At 44.2% G+C, this 21,392-nt stretch carries 14 protein-coding genes and 2 tRNA genes; 7 read left to right on the forward strand and 9 right to left on the reverse strand.

The window, feature by feature from the left end:
- Positions 1 to 53 precede the first annotated feature (53 nt).
- The 3 genes from GSY63_RS08325 to GSY63_RS08335 form a co-directional block, all read right to left on the reverse strand.
- Positions 54 to 1,061, reverse strand: a complete 1,008-nt coding sequence (locus GSY63_RS08325) for a LacI family DNA-binding transcriptional regulator (RefSeq protein ID WP_166585337.1) — start codon at positions 1,059 to 1,061, stop codon at positions 54 to 56.
- 261 nt (positions 1,062 to 1,322) lie between these two features.
- Complete coding sequence (locus tag GSY63_RS08330; protein WP_166585338.1) at positions 1,323 to 1,655, reverse strand: hypothetical protein; 333 nt, start codon at positions 1,653 to 1,655, stop codon at positions 1,323 to 1,325.
- Positions 1,656 to 1,958: 303 nt separating this feature from the next.
- Entirely contained in the window at positions 1,959 to 3,980 is a 2,022-nt protein-coding gene (locus tag GSY63_RS08335) for an ATP-binding protein (protein ID WP_166585339.1), read from the reverse strand.
- Positions 3,981 to 4,282: 302 nt separating this feature from the next.
- Here GSY63_RS08335 and GSY63_RS08340 point away from each other — a divergent pair, with 302 nt between their 5' ends.
- Positions 4,283 to 5,320: an HAD family hydrolase gene (locus GSY63_RS08340; protein WP_166585340.1), complete on the forward strand. Its 1,038-nt coding sequence runs from the start codon at positions 4,283 to 4,285 to the stop codon at positions 5,318 to 5,320.
- An 81-nt stretch (positions 5,321 to 5,401) separates the two neighbouring features.
- Positions 5,402 to 6,643 (forward strand): formylglycine-generating enzyme family protein, encoded by a 1,242-nt coding sequence (locus GSY63_RS08345; protein WP_243749185.1) that lies wholly within the window; start codon positions 5,402 to 5,404, stop codon positions 6,641 to 6,643.
- 57 nt (positions 6,644 to 6,700) lie between these two features.
- Here GSY63_RS08345 and GSY63_RS08350 read toward each other — a convergent pair whose 3' ends face one another.
- Positions 6,701 to 7,732: a helix-turn-helix transcriptional regulator gene (locus GSY63_RS08350; protein ID WP_166585341.1), complete on the reverse strand. Its 1,032-nt coding sequence runs from the start codon at positions 7,730 to 7,732 to the stop codon at positions 6,701 to 6,703.
- Positions 7,733 to 8,004: 272 nt separating this feature from the next.
- On the opposite strand from GSY63_RS08350, the gene GSY63_RS08355 reads away from it, so the two are divergent.
- Both GSY63_RS08355 and GSY63_RS08360 read left to right on the forward strand, forming a co-directional pair.
- Positions 8,005 to 9,507, forward strand: coding sequence for an RtcB family protein (locus GSY63_RS08355; protein ID WP_166585342.1), 1,503 nt, complete (start codon positions 8,005 to 8,007; stop codon positions 9,505 to 9,507).
- A 33-nt stretch (positions 9,508 to 9,540) separates the two neighbouring features.
- Positions 9,541 to 10,344 (forward strand): hypothetical protein, encoded by an 804-nt coding sequence (locus tag GSY63_RS08360; protein WP_166585343.1) that lies wholly within the window; start codon positions 9,541 to 9,543, stop codon positions 10,342 to 10,344.
- A 106-nt stretch (positions 10,345 to 10,450) separates the two neighbouring features.
- Here the strand turns inward: GSY63_RS08360 and GSY63_RS08365 are convergent, their stop codons facing one another.
- Both GSY63_RS08365 and GSY63_RS08370 read right to left on the reverse strand, forming a co-directional pair.
- Positions 10,451 to 11,344 (reverse strand): ATP-grasp fold amidoligase family protein, encoded by an 894-nt coding sequence (locus GSY63_RS08365; RefSeq protein WP_166585344.1) that lies wholly within the window; start codon positions 11,342 to 11,344, stop codon positions 10,451 to 10,453.
- A gap of 65 nt (positions 11,345 to 11,409) precedes the next feature.
- Complete coding sequence (locus GSY63_RS08370; RefSeq protein WP_166585345.1) at positions 11,410 to 12,477, reverse strand: NHL repeat-containing protein; 1,068 nt, start codon at positions 12,475 to 12,477, stop codon at positions 11,410 to 11,412.
- Between the two features lie 138 nt (positions 12,478 to 12,615).
- Between GSY63_RS08370 and GSY63_RS08375 the strand changes: the two genes are divergently transcribed.
- The 3 genes from GSY63_RS08375 (at position 12,616) to GSY63_RS08385 (ending at position 15,375) form a co-directional block, all read left to right on the forward strand.
- Positions 12,616 to 13,287 (forward strand): Type 1 glutamine amidotransferase-like domain-containing protein, encoded by a 672-nt coding sequence (locus GSY63_RS08375; RefSeq protein ID WP_166585346.1) that lies wholly within the window; start codon positions 12,616 to 12,618, stop codon positions 13,285 to 13,287.
- Between the two features lie 100 nt (positions 13,288 to 13,387).
- Positions 13,388 to 14,977: a TROVE domain-containing protein gene (locus GSY63_RS08380; protein WP_166585347.1), complete on the forward strand. Its 1,590-nt coding sequence runs from the start codon at positions 13,388 to 13,390 to the stop codon at positions 14,975 to 14,977.
- Between the two features lie 250 nt (positions 14,978 to 15,227).
- Positions 15,228 to 15,375: transfer RNA gene (locus tag GSY63_RS08385), tRNA-OTHER, on the forward strand.
- 643 nt (positions 15,376 to 16,018) lie between these two features.
- Here the strand turns inward: GSY63_RS08385 and GSY63_RS08390 are convergent.
- The 3 genes from GSY63_RS08390 to GSY63_RS08400 all read right to left on the reverse strand — a co-directional run bounded on the left by GSY63_RS08390 (position 16,019) and on the right by GSY63_RS08400 (position 21,300).
- Positions 16,019 to 16,092: transfer RNA gene (locus tag GSY63_RS08390), tRNA-Pro, on the reverse strand.
- Positions 16,093 to 16,251: 159 nt separating this feature from the next.
- Positions 16,252 to 18,120 (reverse strand): RagB/SusD family nutrient uptake outer membrane protein, encoded by a 1,869-nt coding sequence (locus GSY63_RS08395; protein ID WP_166585348.1) that lies wholly within the window; start codon positions 18,118 to 18,120, stop codon positions 16,252 to 16,254.
- A 24-nt stretch (positions 18,121 to 18,144) separates the two neighbouring features.
- Complete coding sequence (locus GSY63_RS08400) at positions 18,145 to 21,300, reverse strand: SusC/RagA family TonB-linked outer membrane protein (protein ID WP_166585349.1); 3,156 nt, start codon at positions 21,298 to 21,300, stop codon at positions 18,145 to 18,147.
- Positions 21,301 to 21,392: the final 92 nt, after the last annotated feature.

The raw sequence follows: 21,392 nt of genomic DNA on the forward strand, positions 1-21,392 counted from the left end.
CGCGAGGCATTATAAATAAGAAAGGCGCTTAATCGGCGCCTTTTCTGTTTATGTTATTCTGCCGATTTACGGATAAACAGCTTTGATTTTAGCACGTGTTGACGTTTCGGGAAATTGGTATCCTTATTTTCCAGGGCTTCGAAAAATAGGGTCGCTGCCTTTACCCCCATCTCAAACGCGGGTTGGGTAATAGTTGATAGTGCCGGGCTAAGCAATGGCGCAATATTCAGGCTCGAGAAGCTGATCACTTTTAACTGATTTGGTATCGATACCCCCAGCGTATTGCAAACATGGTAAGTTGCAAATGCCAAACGCTCTACCGAGCTAAAAATGCCATCGGGTTTAATTTCCTGCAGCACCTTGGTAAGTATCTTAGTGTTTACTTTTTCGTCGTTACTGCAATCTATTACGAGCTCATCATTAAACGGCACTTTGTGTTTAGCCAATGCATCTACATAACCTTGCATACGCGTTTTACCAATAGAGATGCTTTTGTTTACCACCAGGTAAGCTATTTTGCGGCAGCCGCTTTTTAGCAAATGTTCGGTGGCGGCAAAGCTACTATCATAGTCGTTAGTGGTAACGGTAGCTGCCTCGATATCTTCATACACGCGGTCAAAAAATACTACCGGGATGTTTTTCTGGCGCAGGTTGTTTAAGTACTGGTGGTCATTACCCTCGCCAGATACCGACATGATAATACCATCGGCTTTACCGTTGTTGAGGTAATTTACAAACGAAACCTCTTTCTCAAAAATATCGTCGGTGCGGTAAAGCAGTATATAGAAACCATGTTTACGGGCCACTTCTTCTATGCCATTTATGGCCTGGGCAAAAAAATCGTTGGCAATTTCGGGTACGATAACGGCAAGGGTTTTGGTCTTTTTATCCCGCAGGTTACTGGCGTAATGGTTGGGTAAAAAACTGTGTTCGCGTGCAATGGAGAGGATACGTTCTTTGGTATCCTTATTTATGTCCGAACTGCCGTTAAAAGCCCTTGAAATGGTAGAGGTAGATAAATTCAATTCTTTGGCCAGTATTTTTATATTGATTTTATCCATTTAGAGCACTTCCCTTAAAACTGTGATTTATGAATTTAGAAATTGATTGTCAAATTTAACAGAAACATTTATAAAAACGCACAGATAACGGGTTGTAAATTAAAGCTTCATAAAAATTTATGCCGCTTATTATTTTCGGCCTATGAAAGAAATATATATGCTAAAAGCACGCCAATGCCTAGCCAATAACCGTGATGGTTATACTAAAAACATCGATATCAGTTAGTAAACGAACCTAAAGGATTGGTGCTTTTTACAAAGCTATTCGAGGCTACCCATTATTTTGTGGATAACATCGTCCGAATACGCCTGTTGTTTATTTTTCACATCATAAGGCACCACCATAATCTGCGACCATGCCGATAGCGCTTTAAGGGGCAGGTCTTGAGTAACCTCCAGAGCAAACCATTGCTCTTTACCATCCCAGGTTAAACGCAGGGCCTCCTCGTTATTAGACCATATCATATAACGGCTGAAGAAGAGTGGGTCATCATGCTGATCATGCACCGGCAGATAGCCCTGATGGCTCAGCTTTCCGGTTATCTCAGCTTTTAATTGCTCATAAGTTTGTATCACTATTTCAGTGGGTTTCATATCGGCTATTTTTATTTTAATACTAATGCCATACAATAATCATTCCCATAAAAAAGAAGCCCCCTTGCACTCGCTGCTTGGGGACTTCAACCTAAACCTTATCACAATAGCAAGCGCGATGCACTTACTATTGGCAAAAAACGTAAATTTTTTATTAACAGATGTTCTTTGTATACGATTTTTCGAAATTCATTTTATTCATTTGAGTCATAAGAATGTTTTTAAATTATTAAGAAACAACGCGCTGTTTAACAGGCTATTATGTACTTCTTTTTTGAATAATTTCTTTTTTTGGACGTCCTGTTACGCTGCACTTTTACCTGATGCGTTAAGTGGTAACTTGAAGTAAAAAGTAGATCCCTTACCCTCTTCACTATCAATCCAGAAGCTGCCTTTATGCCCTTTTATTATCTGCGAAGAAATAAAAAGCCCCAGCCCTAATCCTTCAAAACGCATGGAGGTACTGTCAACGCGGTAGTACCTGTCGAACAAATGGTCAAGATCCTGCTCCGCTATACCAATACCAAAATCCTTAACGGATACAATGAGATTATTATGGTCAATTTTGCTGTTAACAAGCACCTTTTCTGCACCCGGCGAATATTTAACGGCATTGGTTAAAAAGTTATTCACTACCTGCTCCAAACGGTATTGATCGCCAACATAGGTAACATCTGCAACAGTCTCTAAAATAATGTTGTGAGTGGGCGAAATATGCTGTACGCTTTCAACAGTATCCGCTAACAGCATCTTAAAGCTAAAGGGCTCCATAGAGTACTCCATTTTACCCGCATTGATGCGGGTAACATCTAACAGGTCGTTGATCAGCTTCTCCAGCCGGACAATATGCTCCGACGACTTGTTTATGAAGCTTTCCTGTTTCTCGGCATTGCTGGTACGCTTCATCAGTTGGTTAAACGCTTTAATGCTAGTTAGTGGCGTTTTCAACTCGTGACTGGCTATCGATAAAAACTCATCTTTTTTCTGCTCGTTACTTTTTCGGTCATCTATATTGGTGTTGGTGCCCAACCACAATTTAATTTGCCCCTCCTCTATAAAAGGCAGAGCACGCGCCATGTGCCAGCGGTACACACCGTCGTTGAAAAGCAGCCTGAACTCCACAACGTACTCCTCGCCTGTTTCTAACGATGTAACCCAATTGGTTAAGGCAAGCGGCAAATCATCCGGGTGAATATATTTTTGCCAGCCATGCCCAACTATTGCGGGGAAACCGTCGCCAAAATCATCACATACCACCTGGTTAACATAATCAAGCGCTCCGTTTGGTAATGCTGTCCACACTTGCTGCGGTATGGCATTTAACATAAACCTAAATCGTTTTTCGCTGGCCTCTATCTGTTTTCTCGCTTTTACCTGCTCGGTCACAATATTTGCAGCAAGCATAATGCTATCGGTTTTGCCTGATGCATTTTTTAGTGGATGATAAACAAAGTTTGAATATACTTCTTCAATAATCCCGTTTTGCTCCAGCAGCGCTTTTACCTCATTACCATAATAGGGTTCGCCGCTGGTGTATACATTATCCAGAATGCCCAAAAACTCCTGACCCACCAATTCTGGTATAGCGATATGCAATGGCATCCCAATAATTTCGGGAGTTTTACCCCAGGCTTCTAATACTTTTTTGTTGGCAGCTTCTATAATGAGCTCGCGCCCTGTAAACACGGCCATCGCAACCGGAGCATCGGCCAGCAGATAGCGCAAGCGTGCTTCGTTTTTAGTGAGCTCGCGGGTTCGCTCAGCCACGCGATCTTCTAATTCTATATTTAATTGCCGCAGGCTTTCCTCCGTTTGATGCAGTTCGCGGTTTATAGAGTTTAGTTCCTCATTGGCGGCGGCAAGCTCCTCGTTAAGTGCCTGTTCGCTTTCTAAGGCTTCTTTCTGCTCGCGGGCATTTTCTATCGCCATTTCCCCTAAAACTCTTGCAGTAACATCGGCAGCAGTGTGCAATATGCAATAGGTTTCTCCCGCGCTATTTTTTATAGCACGGTATTCAAAATCATAATAAGAAGTTCGCAGCTTCCCCTCTATTAATAATTCAGCAGCAATACCTTCACCGGCCTCAGTAATACCCGTATTCAGCACCTTTTGCAGCATGCCTATAAACGGTTGCCCTTTCAATTCGGGCACAGCTTCCTCTAACGGTTTGCCGATAACGGCTCTGTCTTTGCCCCAAAACGCAATCATGGCATCATTGGCCGTTTCAATTATAATATCGTGTGTTGTGTAAATAGCGGTGGCATTTTTTGATAAGGATAGTACCTCCAACAACTGGTTGCTGCTCAACCTTTGCTCATTATTCATTTAAAATTGGTGTAAAATGCCGAAAAAGTCCTGTGGTACATAATCAACATACTTATGGCTAATATGTTCTAAGCTTTATTTGGTGCGCCGAAGATAAACATAAAGGCCGCAATCATTTGACTTCTCGCTACTAAGTATCTGTAACAGGCGAAAACCGGCTCAACCTTCAGAACAAGGGTTTTGCGGCAAATAAACATGTTGCATTTTTTAAGATGAACCCATTTTCCCATTAAATCTATCTTTTGGTTAAGCTACCTAAATTACTTTTGGGTACTAACGCTTACTTTCAAAAACAAACTACCATGTCGAAATTAACGCTGACAGTCATTTATGCATTTATTTGCTTCAGTATAGCATGTAATTCTAATACCCCTAAAACAACCGACGCCAGTCAGGGCGCCGCTTCAGCCGATACCAGCTCTAACCCGCTTCCTTCGTGGAATAATGGCCCCGTTAAAACAAGTATTATTGATTATGTAAAAGCGGCAACCGACACCGGCAGCGAAACTTTTATCCCGATTGCCGACCGCATTGCCACCTTTGATAATGATGGCACTCTTTGGTCTGAGCAGCCTATCTATTTTCAGTTCTTTTACGCCGTTGACCAGATTAAGGCCATGGCGCCCAAACACCCCGAATGGAAGACAACGCAACCATATAAGGCTTTGCTGGAAAACAACATGCCCGAGTTGATGAAACAGGGCGAAAAAGCTTTACTGCAAATTGTTGCCACAACGCATTCGGGAATGACTACCGACGAATTTGATACCAGCGTAAGGCAATGGATAGATACAGCCAAACATCCCATTAAAAAGAAATTGTACAAAGACCTTGTATTTCAGCCAATGCTGGAGTTGGTTAAATATTTACAGGCCAATAAATTCAAAGTGTTTATTGTTTCGGGTGGTGGTATAGACTTTATGCGCGCCTGGGCAGAAGATGTTTACGGCATCCCGAAAGACCAGATAGTTGGCAGCAGCATTAAGGCCAAGTACGATTACAACAACGGAAAACCGACCATAACCAAATTACCAGAGCTTGATTTTATTGACGACCATGCGGGTAAACCTGTAGGTATTCAAAAATTTATCGGTCGTAAACCTGTGTTCGCCGCAGGTAATTCTGACGGTGATTTGGAGATGCTACAATGGACGGCCTCTAACAAACTAAGAAACTTCGAACTCTACGTGCATCACACCGACTCGGCACGCGAATGGGCATACGACCGCAAATCGCACGTGGGCACACTGGATAAAGGCCTCGACGAAGCTACTGCCAAGAAATGGGCCATAGCCGATATGAAAAACGACTGGAAGGTGATTTATCCAGCCGAAAAATAACGATTAAACTTACCCCTAAATAAGTGATAATAAGCAGTTAAATATTACGTACTTTACTTAAGTGAACCAATGACTACAGCTATGAAGAAAGGGATCATGTTAATGCCGGCAACTGCTTTGTTGCTGATCACAGCCTGCAAGCAGTCTGGCAACAAAATAGCGCAACAGGCAGATACCCCGAAAGTGGAAGCTGCCAAAGAAGAGCATTTTGTTAAGCGGATTAATTTTCCGGGCAGGGAACCCGCAATGTGCCATCCGAGTGGTTTTAGCCGGTCAGACAGCGCTACGTTTATGGAAGGTGGCGGCCGTGAGTTTAAGGAGACCCTGTTTGATAAACCGATGGCCACCGGGCCAATACCCGCCGGTATGGTGTTTATTAATGGCGGCGAATATAGCATGGGCGGAGTAAACCCTGTTGGCATGAATGATGGCGGCAAGGAAATGATGAACGACGCCCGCCCTGTTCACCGCGTAGAGGTTAATCCCTTTTTTATGGATGCCAGCGAAGTAACCAATAAACAATTTGCCGCCTTTGTAAAAGCTACCGGCTATATCACTGTTGCGGAGCAAAAGCCAACCCGCGAAGAATTTCCGGACGCGCCTGAAGAGAATCTTGTTGCGGGCTCGGTTGTGTTTACCCCGCCAGCCAATAAAGTACCACTTAATGACTATATGCAATGGTGGTCGTACGTTAAAGGAGCCGACTGGCGCCACCCTGAAGGGCCTCAAACCAATATTAAAGGCAAAGACAATTACCCTGTTGTACAAATTGCCTGGGAAGATGCAGCCGCATATGCTAAATGGGCGGGCAAACGCCTGCCTACCGAGGCAGAATGGGAATATGCCGCCCGCGGTGGCGAAGCAGGCAAACTTTATAGCTGGGGCAACCAGTTACAGCCCAAAGGAAAGTGGATGGCCAATATCTTCGAGGGCTCTTTCCCAGATAAGGATCTGGGCGTTGATGGTTTTAAGGGCATTGCGCCGGTAAAACAATTCCCGGCTAATGGTTATGGTCTGTATGATATTGCTGGCAACGTTTGGGAATGGTGTGCCGATTGGTACCGGTCCGACTATTATAACACGGTATCTGGCAACAAAGTAACCAAGAACCCCAAAGGCCCATCAGATTCATACGATCCAGCCGAACCCGGAGTTAAAAAGAAAGTACAACGCGGTGGCTCTTTCTTATGCACCGACCAGTATTGCACCCGCTACATGGTGGGCACCCGAGGCAAAGGCGATTACCGCTCGGCCTCCAATCACATCGGTTTCCGCTGTGTAAAGGATGCAAAACCAGTTGACAATAAAATGGCAGCCAATTAGGCCTGGAAAATATTTTATTTACAAAGGGCCTTAAATTTAATTTTAAGGCCCTTTCTTTTATTCTACCTCATTAGTTAAAGGTTTATAATTATTCAACGCTTTATTTAGGTTTACCTTAATTTGCTTAACCAATATGCGCGGGCCCAATACTTTAATCCTGGCGCCAAAACCCAACAGTTCTCGTTCCAATTCAAAATTTAAAACCACACGGATACTGAATATTTTTCCATCCTCTTCTTCTTTTAACAACTTTTGTGTTGGGTGCAGCGGTTTTGTTATGATATAAGGCGCGGTATCCTTATCCGCCCAAAAAATCACTTCGTTATCCCGTTGATTAATGGTTTTGGTAACGCCTATCACATTCTCGTAATAGGTGGTTAAATCAATTTGCTTGTTTGCGCGGTAATCATCGGTATATTCTTCAACAGCCTGAATTCTATCTAAAGCCAGGGTTAACAATGGCGAACTACGCTTATGGGCTTGCCCTAAAACAAACCATCTATTGCGATATTCTTTAAGCAAGTAGCCACTAAAGCAAAACGTGCTGGCATCTCTTGCCTTGAATGATTGATAGGTTATGCAAATCGTTTTTTTAGCCACAATAGCCTTGCGGATCACCTCTATCCACTCCAGCCCTTTCAGGTTATCGTTCTTCTCAAAATCAATTACAGGTGTATTATGCGTTTTTTGTGAATAGATCTTATCTTCCAGTTTGCTTACCATTTCATTCAGGTCGGTAAAATGGTTAAAGCCCTTAAACTGCTTTAACAAGTCCGATACTTCGCTCAGCACCTCCATATCCTGCTGGTTTAGCGGGATGTTGGTAATGCTATAATTTTTATCGCTATAGGTATAATACTTTTTGCCGACCACCACAATAGGTGCTTCGTAGCCCAGTTTGTTGCTGCGCATCATTTCCATATCGGCCTGTACGGTGCGGCGGCTTACGCCGGTAGTAATACCCTGATACTCGTAAATGGCTTCGCTACAGGCTTCGATCAGGTCGTCGAGCGTCCATTTCCTTCGCCTGTTTTGTAGGCATTGGTCAATGGTACGGTAGCGGATAAGGGCATTGCGGTTTACAGGCATAGGTTTGTCTGAACTTGAATTTTAAGAATTAATGAATTGCCCGAATTGTATAAGTTTTGATTAACCCTTAATTATGATCATTTCATAATTCTATAAATTCGGGTTAAAACGAAATTAAAAATATTTTTTAACTGCGCAAATAGATTGCGCACTTGATATTTCTCTTTGTACTGTCGAAAGGCTGAACGCGTTCATAAACGCCCCCCGCTCAATCCGGAGCGGGGGTTCAAAGCCCGGAGACATTTTAAATATTAAATTACAAGCTCAGGTTTATGAGAAAGCAAAATACAACACCGCCACTCCCTCTTCACGAGGCTGGCGAGCAAAAGGAAAAAATAAGCAACAACGAATTAAAGGCATTAGGTATTAACGATATAGAGATATTGGTAAACTTTAGCCGCGTGGCCAACGGTTTGTTAAAATATAATGTAATGGCCAAACCAGACATACTGGCCAGTTTAGAAGCCCTGATTGACGACCCGATGCCCTACGCTTTAAAAAAAGGCGGTAAGTTCAAAAATCTTGCTGAAGACGTTATCGCCCTGCGTAAGGAAGGCAAATTTGTAAAACAATCGCGCAGCAATTTTAAACTGAAGGAAGAGATCGCCGATTTCCCGGTGTGGGGTTTGGAAAATATTGAGGTGGGCGCCCTTACGCAAATGCGAACAGCCGTGCAATTGCCCATTGCTGTTGCGGGCGCCCTGATGCCCGATGCACACCAAGGCTACGGCCTGCCTATTGGTGGCGTGCTGGCCACCAGTGCAAACACCATTATCCCATTTGCAGTTGGGGTTGATATTGCCTGCCGAATGTGTTTAAGTATTTTCGATTTGCCCGCTGAAGCTATTGATACCCAAACCGACAAGTTGAAGAATATATTGGTTGATAACACCTACTTCGGTATGGGATGCACCACTAAATCGCACTTTGATAGTTCTTTATTTGATAGCAAAACCTGGGGCGAAACTAAAGTGATCCGCTCGTTAAAAGACAAGGCCTATGCACAATTAGGTACCAGCGGAACCGGTAACCATTTTGTAGAGTGGGGCGAATTAACCCTGGCCGAAGGTGCCCTGGCCGATATCCCGGCCGGCAAATATCTGGCTTTGCTTTCGCATTCGGGTTCACGCGGTTTTGGTGGCACAGTGGCCGACTACTACAGCAAAATTGCCATGACCAAAACCAAGCTCCCTGCCGAGGCCAAACATTTGGCCTGGTTGGATTTGGATAAAGACGAAGGACAGGAATACTGGATTGCCATGAACCTGGCCGGCGAATACGCCAGCGCCAACCATCACGAAATCCATAATAAAATAGCCCGAGCCTTGGGTGTTAAACCCATCAGCATGGTAGAGAACCACCATAATTTTGCCTGGAAAGAGCAACTCGCGGACGGTACCGAAGTGATGGTTCATCGTAAAGGTGCTACCCCAGCCGGCGAAGGCGTGTTAGGGATCATTCCCGGTAGTATGAGCACCCCTGGTTTTGTAGTGCGTGGCAAAGGGAATGCAAGCAGCATTAATTCGGCCAGCCACGGCGCAGGCCGTGCCATGAGCCGTACCGCCGCCTTTAAAACGCTGGACAAAGCCGCCATTGCTGCCAATTTAATAGACAAGCGCATTACCCTAATGGGTAGCGATATTGACGAAGCTCCGATGGCCTACAAAGACATCTACACGGTTATGGCCGCACAAAACGATTTGGTTGAAGTACTCGCCAAATTTGAGCCAAGAATTGTGAGAATGGCCGATGCCAGGGAGAAGCCGGAGGATTGAGAATTATAAAATAACGATTACCTTACAATAAATATGCAATCACCTAAGCCAGCTGATTTTCTGTTACTGCTCGAAGTATTTCGCAGGGGACTAATACTTGATTTGGTTTCTAAAAACGATGTAACATCATGGGCTGATGAGATCATACTGAATACTGATGAACCAGGGTACCTTTTTATTGAGGTATCGTTATGTACCACTACAAATAATTTAATTGAGGTAATTGGTGCGTATGTTGATGAAAACGAAAGCCTTATAGGCACAAGGGTGCTAATGGGTTTATTGTATAAAAAACTAACTGACGGTAATAACCTGTTAAATGTTGATGATGCCCTCAGAATGCTTTGGAATTTGGACTGGCGCATTACACTTACAGATTTCGAACTGAGTTTTATCTATTCGTTTGATGATTATGCATTTGCTGATTCTAAGGAATTAGAAGAAGATGTTATCGACTTTTTATCTATATACGCCCAATTTGCTTTTACAAATTATAACAACTGGGCCGAAATTAACGAACGGATAGAAGTATCTCTAAAGCAGAAACAAGCGGAATTTAAGATAAAAACTGAAGCTATAAGACAAGAATGGCAGGTTAAAAATGAAAGTTTAAAACAAGCTGAACTTGAAGCCTTAATAAAAGCGAATCGGAAACGACGGTCAAAAAGAAACTTCAATATCTGTATCCTCATTAGCGTTGTAGTTGCCATGCTACTATGCGCCTACCTGGCACCCGCCACCGAACTTTATTTGAGCGCAATTATTGGGCCCGTTTTTATATATGTTTTAATTATAGGGAAGGAGCATATGTTGAGAGAGAGAAGGAAAATTCGATAGCATTTTAATCACCCCTCGCTGCCCGTAGCCTCCCGACTACGGACTAATATGCCCGCAGACTTTGCCTGCCGAAGATGCTCTATCGATACCGCAATCTGTTAACCCATTATATCATTCCATAACAATGCCTGTCCCAATAGCTGGCAAATAAATGGTTAGCGTTTTTGGTGAAGCCTATACCGATGCCCGGTGTGGGTGTAAACTCGCCGAACACGGCGCCGCGGTTTGTGGCGTAAAAATCTATGCGTACGTAAATCTGATAAAGCCGGCTTAGCTTTTTGGCTTGGTTTATAATTTCGGGCAGGCAGGCCGGTGGCGCATCGGTAATTTTTTCTTTGTCCTTATACTTTTCGCCGATGTTTTCCTGCCGGTTCCAGTCTGCATCAAAAACCCTTACTATACCCTTATTGGCGCTAAAGCGGTGGATGGCTTCAATGCGTGCAATTTCGCCGTTAAACGTGTGCAGCTTATAATCGGTTGGTATGCGGTATTCCCCGTCTTCAGACATTAAAAATTCTTCCACCAAAAACTCATTATGCGGCACCTGCAACAGCACCTCTTGCATAATGTGGATGAGTTGATTATTGCTGTAAGGCTTCTTATCCATCAGGTTAACGCCATTTACCATCAAAAACACGTTTTGACACGAGTGACCGATGGTTGGTTTCAACACAAATTGAGGGGGTAACTTATCAAATGGAATCTCACTAACATCCCTACCCTGCCAATATACCTCCGGAACGCTACAGCCGTTCAGTTCCGCGAAGTGCATTGCATTGGCTTTATTGCTAAGCAAGCGCTGCCAATGGGGCTCCCGGTATAATAGTTCTACAGAAGCAAAGCTTTTTAGTGGGGTGTTACGGAAGCTTTCGGCACGCGGATCGTCCCAAAACGTTTGATGCCGGTGTTTAAGCCGTTCGGTAAACACACGCTTTTTTTTAAAGGGCAGCCGCAGAAGCACAGTCAGCTTAATGGCCCTTGCTATAATTAAGAGAGACATACTGCGAGATCGGTTTTGAGGCAAATATTAGAGCTTTGTTAATACTTGTATTCAAATAAAAGCAATCAATGTATCTTCACTTTATTAATCGTGGTCGAAAAGTCGGCAATACTGGTAAAATACAGGTAATTGCCATCGTGCGAAATGGTTAAATGATTGGCGTAGGCTATCAAAGGCACGTGGCTGTCCATTGGTTTAACCCCCGTGCCAGAGGCAGCCTCTGGTGTATTACCCACAACCTTTTTTACGAGGGTAACAATAGAATTAGTGGTGGCAGATATTTTTTTGATGCTACCATCATCGGCTATGTAAATTTCTTTTCCATCTGCCGATACCGCAATACTGGTAATATTGGTGTAATTGAAATTTTTAAACACACCCTTAAAGTTGTTTAGGGAATCTTTGAGATAAATGTGCTTCCCATAGGTGCTCGTAAAATACCTATCGCCCGTTTGGCTGGTGGCTAGGGCTTCTATGGTTGGGCTAGTCCGCAAATCATAATCGTCGGTGGCAAAGTAGCCTGATTGAAGATGTATTGGCGTTCCCTCGGGGCTACTGTCCGCAAATTTATAGAAGTTAGGATAGGTGGCGGCCAGTAAAGAGCCATTTGCCCGGTCATCTTCAAGGTCTAAAAAGCGCTCGGTTTTATTGTTGGGAATAGTGGCATAGCTTGCTTTTCCGGCAGCATCAACCTTACCAAGGTAAAACTGAAAGTCCGTTTTAATGTAAGCAATGTAAAGTGTACCCTGCTTGCTTCGGTAAACGTCATTGGGTAAGTAAAGCCCTAAAGATGTTGGCAGTTGAAGCGTGGTTACATTACCGTCGGTAGTTATTTTGCGGATGGCATGGTTATAGGTATCCGCAAAATAAAGCACGCCTGCCTCTGTTTCAAAAATGCCACCCGGTGCCGAGCCAAATCGCGCCGCGGCACCCTTTCCATCCAAAAAACTAGGTCCGTCGAAATAGGACCCGCCCGCAATAAGGGTGACCGGATATTGTTGTGTTATTGTCAGGTCAGAAGCCGCCATCTCTACCTTATCAGGAGTTACAGGAGTGGGTATGTTCTGTTCTTTTTTACAAGCAATGCCGAACAATAGCATTACCACAGATAATATTTGAGCTGTTTTTTTCATGGCGAATAGGTCGCTCTGCGCTAATTGGTTAAACTAAATTAGCTTAACTTGCCATTGGTTTGCAGCGCTTTACAATGTTGTATATTCCATTGTATATTTATCAGATAACATTTGTCGTAATAATTAAGGGTTGGTTTTATGAAGCTTCTTCTTACTTCCGCAGGTATCAGCAACCCCAGCATCCATAATGCACTGGTAGAAATGCTCGGCAAACCTGTTGCCGAGTCCACTGCACTTTTCGTCCCTACAGCTATATATGGTATACCAAACGGTGGCGACATTGTGCGAAGGGTGATTAATGGTACCCTGGGCGATCCTTTTTGCGAAATGGGTTGGAAGTCGTTAGGATTGCTTGAACTTACTGCCTTGCCGACTATCAAACAGGAACTTTGGGTTCCCCTACTGCAGGAAACCGACGCGCTACTGGTTGGTGGCGGCGACTGCCAGTATCTCTGTTATTGGATGCAGCAGTCGGGCCTAGCAGATCTATTGCCATCGCTGCTGAACAAAATAGTGTATGTAGGCCTGAGCGCGGGCAGTATGATCATGACCAGCTATGGCACCACTTACGGAAATCATATACTGCCGACAGAAAGCCCCAAATCATTGAATTTCGTCGACTTCGCCATCCATCCCCACCTGGATTATCCGGGATTTACAAACAATACGCTGGCCAACATCGAAAAACAGGCAGCTACTTTATCCGTCCCCTCCTACGCCATTGACGATCAAACTGCTATTAAAATGGTAGATGACACGATTGAAGTTATTTCTGAAGGAAACTGGAAACTGATTAAGCCGTCCTTGTGAAAAATAATTAAACTTTTTTTAAAATTATTCCATCTGCGCAAATACACCGCGCAGCACCTCCCAATCTTTGTATCAACAAAACAAAAAAAGGAGGTTCACAATGAAATTCAACCTGTTAAGCAAAACAAGAAACCAAACGGTTAACCACGCCGGCGCTAAAGCATTTACGCTAACGCCAGAAATGGAGCTATATACCGCAGTGGTTACCTGGAGCTTAAACGATTCCTTTTACGAAAAAGATGAGACACGCTTAAAACGCCTGCAAGTACTGATTACTAAGTGCGATCCGGTATTTATCGGCAAGCTGGCTGTTTATGCCCGCACAAAAATGTATATGCGTTCGGTTCCGCTGGTATTGGTTACCGAATTGGCAAGGCTGCACTCGGGCGACAATTTGGTCGCTCGGGTTACTGATGGCGTAGTTGGCCGTGCAGATGAGATCACCGAGCTATTGGCCTGCTATGAATTGCTGAACAAGCGTACCGGTACTAAAAAGCTGAACCGTTTATCAAAACAAATGCAAAAGGGTTTGAGTACAGCGTTTAACCGTTTCGATGAATATCAGTTTGCTAAATACAACCGGGATGGTGCTATTAAATTACGCGACGCTTTGTTTTTAGTTCACCCTAAAGCGAAGGACCAGTTGCAGCAAATATTGTTCAACAAAATAGTGAACGGCGATTTACAGACTCCTTATACCTGGGAAACAGAACTATCTGCATTAGGCCAAATTGGTTTTGATAGCGATGAGGCCAGGGCAATAGCGTTCCGCGCTAAATGGGAAGAATTGATTGACAGCGGCAAGCTGGGCTATATGGCACTTTTGCGTAACCTGCGCAACATACAGGAAGCGGGTGTTAGTTATGCACACTTCGAAAAAGTATGCGCCCGTTTAGCAAATGCTGATGAGGTTGCTAAGGCAAAACAGTTTCCGTTCCGTTATTTGGCAGCTTACCGCGAGCTGATCAACCCTGCGGTAACCAAAGTGCCTGCGCAAAGCCTGGTTAAAAAGCTGACCGCTTTAATGCAAGGCCAAAACAAAGGTTACACTGGCGAATTGCTGGATGCTTTGGAAAAAGCGGTACAGGCAAGCGCCGCCAACATAAAAGGCTTCGGTTACGAAACTCGTGTGCTGTTAGCGTGCGATGTTTCGGGCTCGATGCAAACACCAGTATCTGCTAAGAGTAAAATCTTGTTGTACGATGTTGGTTTGATGCTGGCTATGCTGCTGCAAAGCCGCTGCAAAAACGTGGAGGTAGGTATGTTTGGCGATAGATGGAAAACCATCACCGTGCCACGCAACAATATATTGGGTAACGTACAGGAGTTTTATCGCCGCGAGGGCGAGGTGGGTTATGCCACCAATGGCTACCTTGTTATCAAAGATATATTATCCCGTAGGGTACAAATGGACAAAGTGTTATTATTTACCGATGCACAGTTATGGAACAGCAACAACACCGCCGACCATATCCAAACCTTATGGTTACGCTACAAGGCAGAGGTATCGCCGAACGCGAAACTCTACCTGTTTGATCTGAAAGGTTACGGCCAAGCGCCATTGCAGCTATTGCATAACAATGTATACCTGATAGCAGGCTGGAGCGATAAAGTTTTCGAGGTGTTAGCTGCCTTAGAAAACGGAGGCTCAGCATTAGATGCTATTAATAATATCCCCCTAACCCCCTAAAGGGGGAACAAAGGGAATGCCCAACTCCTCCTTTAGGGGGCTGGGGGGCTTAAGGATGCCGTAGAAACGGGGTACTTCGCTCACACTGGAGGGGGAGGGCAGTGCCGCATTGTGGTGGGAGGGTTCGAGTCCCTAAGCGGTCCCCCATCCCGCGTTCGCCTGTTGCTCCTTATAAAATATAAAAGAAGGTGTCGTAAATAAGTCTTACTTCGTTTTGGACGCTGGGGTTGGCGGTTCGAATCCGTCCCCGAAAGGGTAGCTCAATTGGATAGAGCACAGTGCAGAATGGCTTATTGCTTTTAACCCTTCTTTTTGAAAAAATTGAAAATAAAAAAGGTGTCGTAAATGAGTGTTACTTCAATCCAAAGCTAAGGTCGCCGGTTCGAGTCCGGCCCCGTAAGGGTAGTTGAGATGGTTAAAACGTAGAGAGCAAGACACTCCTTGCCTATAACCCTTTTTTAAGAACCTAAAATATTAAGGTGCCGTAAATATGTGCTACATCGTGTCGTCGGTTCGATCCCGCCCTTTGGGAAATCCATCGTAGCTCAGTTGGTAGAGCAGTAAATGCACGTATTGCTCCATTGCCCTTAAAAAAATAGAGAAGATGCCGTTAAATCAGTGTTACTTCGCCTGAAACGCCAAATCACACGCTGATTAGCCATTTCTCTTCTTTTAATTTATTAATACCTAAACCTTAAAAGGTGCCGTAAATTGGTGATACTTCGGTTAGAGCATCCCGAGAGGGAAGGCCGGTGGTTCAAATCCACCCGGCGATTTATTTCGCATAGTAGCTCAGTAAAAAAAACATCGGTTGCTTTTTGCCCTTTTAAAAAAAAGACATAATAAAAGATGCCGTAAGTGTGTGATACTTCGCCGGTGAAACCGCGTAAGCGGGCAGGTTCGAATCCTGAAAGGCACATACTGAATATTGCTCTTTCATTTTATTTCGTTAGCGAGTGAGACTAGAATTTGAAACACCATAAAAAAACCCTCTAAATTTTTCGTTTAGAGGGTTTTGATACTTATTGGTATCGCTTTTTGTCGGGATGGCAGGATTCGAACCTGCGGCCTCCACATCCCAAATGTGGCGCGATACCGGGCTACGCTACATCCCGAATGGGCTGCAAAGATATAATCTTAGATCATTTTTTAAAACTATATTTTCATTTTTTTGACTTTTTTCCTGATCGTCCGCTTTTGAGGTTCTGTTCATAGAAAAAAGGGGCATTTCGAGATTTCCCGAAACACCCCTTTGCAGGTAGATGTAGGTATGCTTATTGCGGCAATTTATCAAGTGGCGGCACATTGGTTTCCGAACCGCTGTAGCCTTTATTTTGATTAATATGCCCGTTTATATTCAGCAAAATATCGTTGTTAGGTATTGGCCATAACACATGGTAAGGCGAAATAGTAAACGTATTGCCCGAATTGGTAACGACGCCCTTGTTGTAAAAATCGTTTTTCTCGATAATACGATCGTAGAAGAAGTTAGCCGTAGCGAAGTTGGCCACATTATAAGATTTGCCAGCATACGACGGTTTTCCTGTAAGCGCATAAATAAATGCGATACGAGTCAACTCCGTTTTGCGCGGTTCCTCCCAATATAGTTCGCGGGCGCGCTCGTCGAGCACAGTACCGATGTTGATCTTACTTGGGTCTGTAAACAAAGTTGCTTTGGCGCGAGCGCGTACCGCATTCAGATCAGCCATTGCCGATGCCAGGTCGCCTTTCCATACGTAAGCTTCGGCACGCAATAAATAGGTTTCGGCTAAACGGAAAACATACCAGTCGGTGTTTGTACCGCGCGGTGGGCTCCAGTATTTATCTACCGCGATATTAGTTGAGCTGATGAACACTTTGTAGTGTGGCCAGCCAAACCAGCAACGGATGGTGTCTTTAGCGCCGTTTAAGAACATGGTGTTCACATTGTCTTTAGTGTACTGCACCAGGTTTTTACCATACCAGGTAGGATCCGATGTTTTTAATGCCGGCGCGTTGTACACTAGGTCGGTCATATTCATCCACATGCCCGGGGCGTGGCGAAGGTCGGTATTATCGGTCCAAATGTATTTGGTACTATATGGTGTACCGCGGTAGCGGCCAATGCCACGGCCGTAATAAAGCGAAAGCGGAATTTCGGCGGTAACCGCATCTGTAATACCTGTTTTTTTGTTAGGCGTTAATATTACGTTGGCGTTGGCATAAAACGGCGTGGTATTACGCATTAATTGCGAGCCAAGGGCTGTTGCTCCATCCAATGTTTCACGGTCGAGTACCAGGTATAGTGCTTCGGTATTGGTAGCAATTGCTTTATTATCCGGGCGATGTAAATCCCAGATTACGTTTTTGGTCGCGTCGCCACCAGTGCTGCCAAAACGGGCCGTCATCAGGCGATACTTGCCGCCGTTAATTACGCCCGAAGATGTAGTAACGGCCTCATCAAACTTGCCCAGCTCTAAATAAATTTTGGTAAGCAGGTGGCCAATCGCGCCTTTGGTTACTTCGCCTTTAGCACCGTTGTCGGTTACATTTGCCAGGGCAAACTCCAGGTCGGTTCTCATTTTATCCAGAATTACTTCACGTTTGGTGCTGTAGTATGCTGTATTAGCCGTTGTTTCTTCTTTCAAAATCAATGGCACGTCACCAAACTCATTGCATAAACGGTAATAAGCGTATGCTCGCTGAAAATATGCCTGGCCAAGTACCGAGTTACGATCTGCAGGGGAAGCCCATTTCACGTTGTCTATGCGAGATATAATGGTGTTGGCATAGTGAACGCCTTTAAACCATTGCTGCCAGTACCAGCCAATTTTGTTATAGTCGTCGCTGTTAAGGTTAGCTGTCGGGGTTATCCTGATGTTTAAGTCTTGCGCCGGTGTGGTCTTATCTGTTGTACCCTCTACGGCAACATCAGAGAAAATAGATTCGGTAAGCATGGGGGCCGAATCGCCAAAAAACTCGCTTCTGTTTATGGTATTACAGCCTTCTAATGCCGTTTGCATTGCAGCCGGGGTTGTTAACGAAACATCCGGAGTAAACTTAGACAGTGATTCTGGCTGGAGGAAACTTTTACTACACCCCTCACTTAGCAATATCACGGCTAATGATAAAGCTGCTATTCCTTTTTTATTTATAGTTTTCATGTTATTCTATCTTTTAAATCCCTCTTAAAAAGTTGCGTTTACACCAATTGAAATAATTCTTGGAGTAGGACCAGGCCTTCCATCATCGGTGGTATTTTGCGGATCCCAGTAATGCCAGTTAGGAGCATACACATAGGTATTGTTCGAATTCGCAAAAACTTTTAGATTTTGCATGTGCATGCTGTGCACCAGGTTTTTTGGCAAGGTGTAAGCGAATGAAATGGTGTTTAAACGCACAAATGACGAGCTACGCCATATATTGAAAGAGGTACCGCTTGAGCCCGAGTTCAAACGTGCATAATCATTAATTGGGTTGTCGGCTGTCCAGTATGGGTATACGTAAGAGCTTTGACGTTGATTACCCACGCTGCCCGGACTATTTTTGGCCTGATTAAATTGGTTTAACTGCCCCATGCTCGATACCAAGAGGAATGAAAAATCGAAGTTCTTCAGGAAGTTGAAATCATTTCGCAACGACCAGTTATAGCGAGGACTGGTATACCCGATAAATTGTTTATCGGCATCGGTATACTTGTATTGGTTAGGGCCATCATTAACGAGTTTTTGCAATTTAAAATCGCCCGGTACCGCACCATATAGTGCTGCCTGTGTTTTTTCGGCAGTTTGCCATACACCTATTACTTTGTAATCCCATATTACGTTAACATCTTTTCCAATAAACCAGTTGTTTGCCGGGTCATTGGCTTCGGTGGTAGTAGTATTACCATTGGCATCTGTTACCGTTGTTGGTCCGTAAAGGTGCTTCAATGTGTTGCGGTTTAATGAGAATGTGGCCGAAGAGCTCCAGTTAAAGTTTGCACTTCTGATGTTCTTACTGCTCAAAGACACCTCGACACCGTTATTGTCTAACTGTCCAATGTTTGAAATTACGGTAGTTTGATTATATCCCATTACCTGCGGGATGCTTCTCTTAACTAAAAGGTCGCTGGTTTTTTTGTGATAAACATCTATGCTACCGCTCAACCGGTTGTTGAGCACGGCAAAGTCCAAACCAAAGTTTAGGGATGCGGTTTGTTCCCATCTGAGGTCGGGGTTTGCAATATTGTTTACAAATGACGCATTTCCTGCTGTAGCTGTTCCTCCGCTGATAACTGGGTATTTGTTCGAGCCTAATAACGCAAACGCGATAGTAGGGTCAACAGTTCCGTCGGTTTGCAGGTCGCGGTTACCATTTACGCCGTAGCTTACACGTAACTTACCGTAGTTTAACCAGCTTAATGCCTTGCTCGACTTTACAAAGTTTTCATCCGTAAATATCCATGCAAATGCGCCCGCCGGGAAAGTAGCATAAGGATTATTTTGGCCAAAGGCAGAATAACCATCTTTACGAACGGAACCTGTTAATATATAACGGCCCAACAACGAATAATTTACGCGAGCCATTAAGCCGCTGGCAGTATAAACACGGTCATCGCTACTTACAGTTGGTAAATTACCCGAGCCAATATTATGGAAACTCAGGTCGTCTGTCGGGCTGAAACCCTGGTTGCCGTCGTTATCATACCAGGTTTGGTATTTTTCTCCTTCCGCCAATAAGGTTACATCAATGCTATGTACACCAAAGGTTTTGTTCCAGGTTAACAAGTTATCGATGGTGTATTTGTACCTGTTTTCCATAGAGCGGGTTGCCGAACCACCTGGCGTAGTTACGTTAGGATTCAGCGATGAATTATGGTAGAAGTTTCTGTAGGATTCAATATCAGGAGCAAAGTTGAACTGGTATTTGATACCGAAAGGCAATTTCACCTTGGCGTATAAGTTTGCAAACAATGTGTTCTGTACTGCCATGCGCTCATCGTATTGGTGAGCTAATAAGGGATTACGTGCATTTAAGCCGTTATCATCGGTTGGGATACGTCTTAGGCTACCATCCGGGTTATAAAAATCGCCATAGGGAGAATTGTTTACTATTTGTGTCCAATCGGCGGCTATAGGACTCTCATCTCTCGATGCAAACTGCGCGTTAACACCAAAGGTTAAAAACTTCGAAGCCTCCCCTTCCAGGTTCACACGGAAACGATAGTTTTTGTATTGCGCACCTTCTATGATGTTTTGGTTGTCGGTATAGTTGGTAGACATGTAGTAGCTCATCCCCTCTTTTTTACCCGAAAGACTCGCGGTATAATCCTGACGCAATCCATTACGGAAAACATCCTTCGCCCAGTCTTCTGTTTTACCGGCGAAGTAGTTGGTACGCTCGTTGGCAACAAGGCCCAGGCGTTGTAACCATTGATCAACAGGATCGCCGGTGGCGCCGGTTAATGCCATCCATTGCGCTACAGTAACACCTGCGGGCAAATTGCGAGGATCTGAAAATTGATAATAAGGAAGTGTAGTGTTATTTGCACGCTGCACGTCAGAACGCCAGTTTAAAAATCCGGGGCCGTCATAAACCTTTTGATTATGCTCTAATTGAGCCACACCAACGTTAGCATTTAAGGTAATGATTGGGGCTCCGTTTACAGAATTCCCTTTTTTGGTGGTAATGGCAACTACACCAGTTGCTGCCTTTGACCCGTAAACAGCAAGTGAACTTGCATCTTTCAATACGTCTATGGTTTCGATATCGTTCGGGTTGATATCGGCAAGCTGGCCCTGGTAGATAACCCCATCCAAAATGATAAGCGGTGCCGTATTTGCCGAAAGTGTGGTTTTACCACGTACTAACAGATCGCCGCTGCCGCCGCCTTTGGCAGTTGCAGTCATGCCCACGCTAATACCCGCTACGTTGCCCTTCAACAGGTCGGTTACGCTGTTGGGGTTTTCGTTTTCGAGTTGTTCTGCTTTAACGGTTGAGATGGCGCCGGTAACATCTTTTTGGCGGCGGGTACCATACCCAATTACCACAACATCATTCAGCTGTTTGGTATCATCTAATATCGTAACGTTTATCGATGTTTTGCTGTTTACTGGTTGTTCTTGCGTGGCGTATCCTACGCTGCTGAAAACAAGTATTGTGTTATTGGTTACAGATAAACTGTAGTTTCCTTTTGCATCCGTCGCTACAGCATTGCTTGTGCCTTTAGCTTTAACGGTAACGCCGGGTACAGGCAATCCTTTACTATCCGAAACTGTGCCTTTTACCGTATGGTTTTGCCCATACGAAAAAGTACAGATGGCCAGTAAGAACGTAATTAGTAAAGTAATTTTTTTGATCATAATTTGTTGTTAGAGTTGATTTGTTGGTTAGGCAGTGACTACTGCTGAAAATAATTGCGCGAAATAAACCTGGTTAATTCCATCGCATAGAC

Source organism: Mucilaginibacter agri (assembly GCF_009928685.1).
Classification (GTDB): Bacteria; Bacteroidota; Bacteroidia; order Sphingobacteriales; family Sphingobacteriaceae; genus Mucilaginibacter; species Mucilaginibacter agri.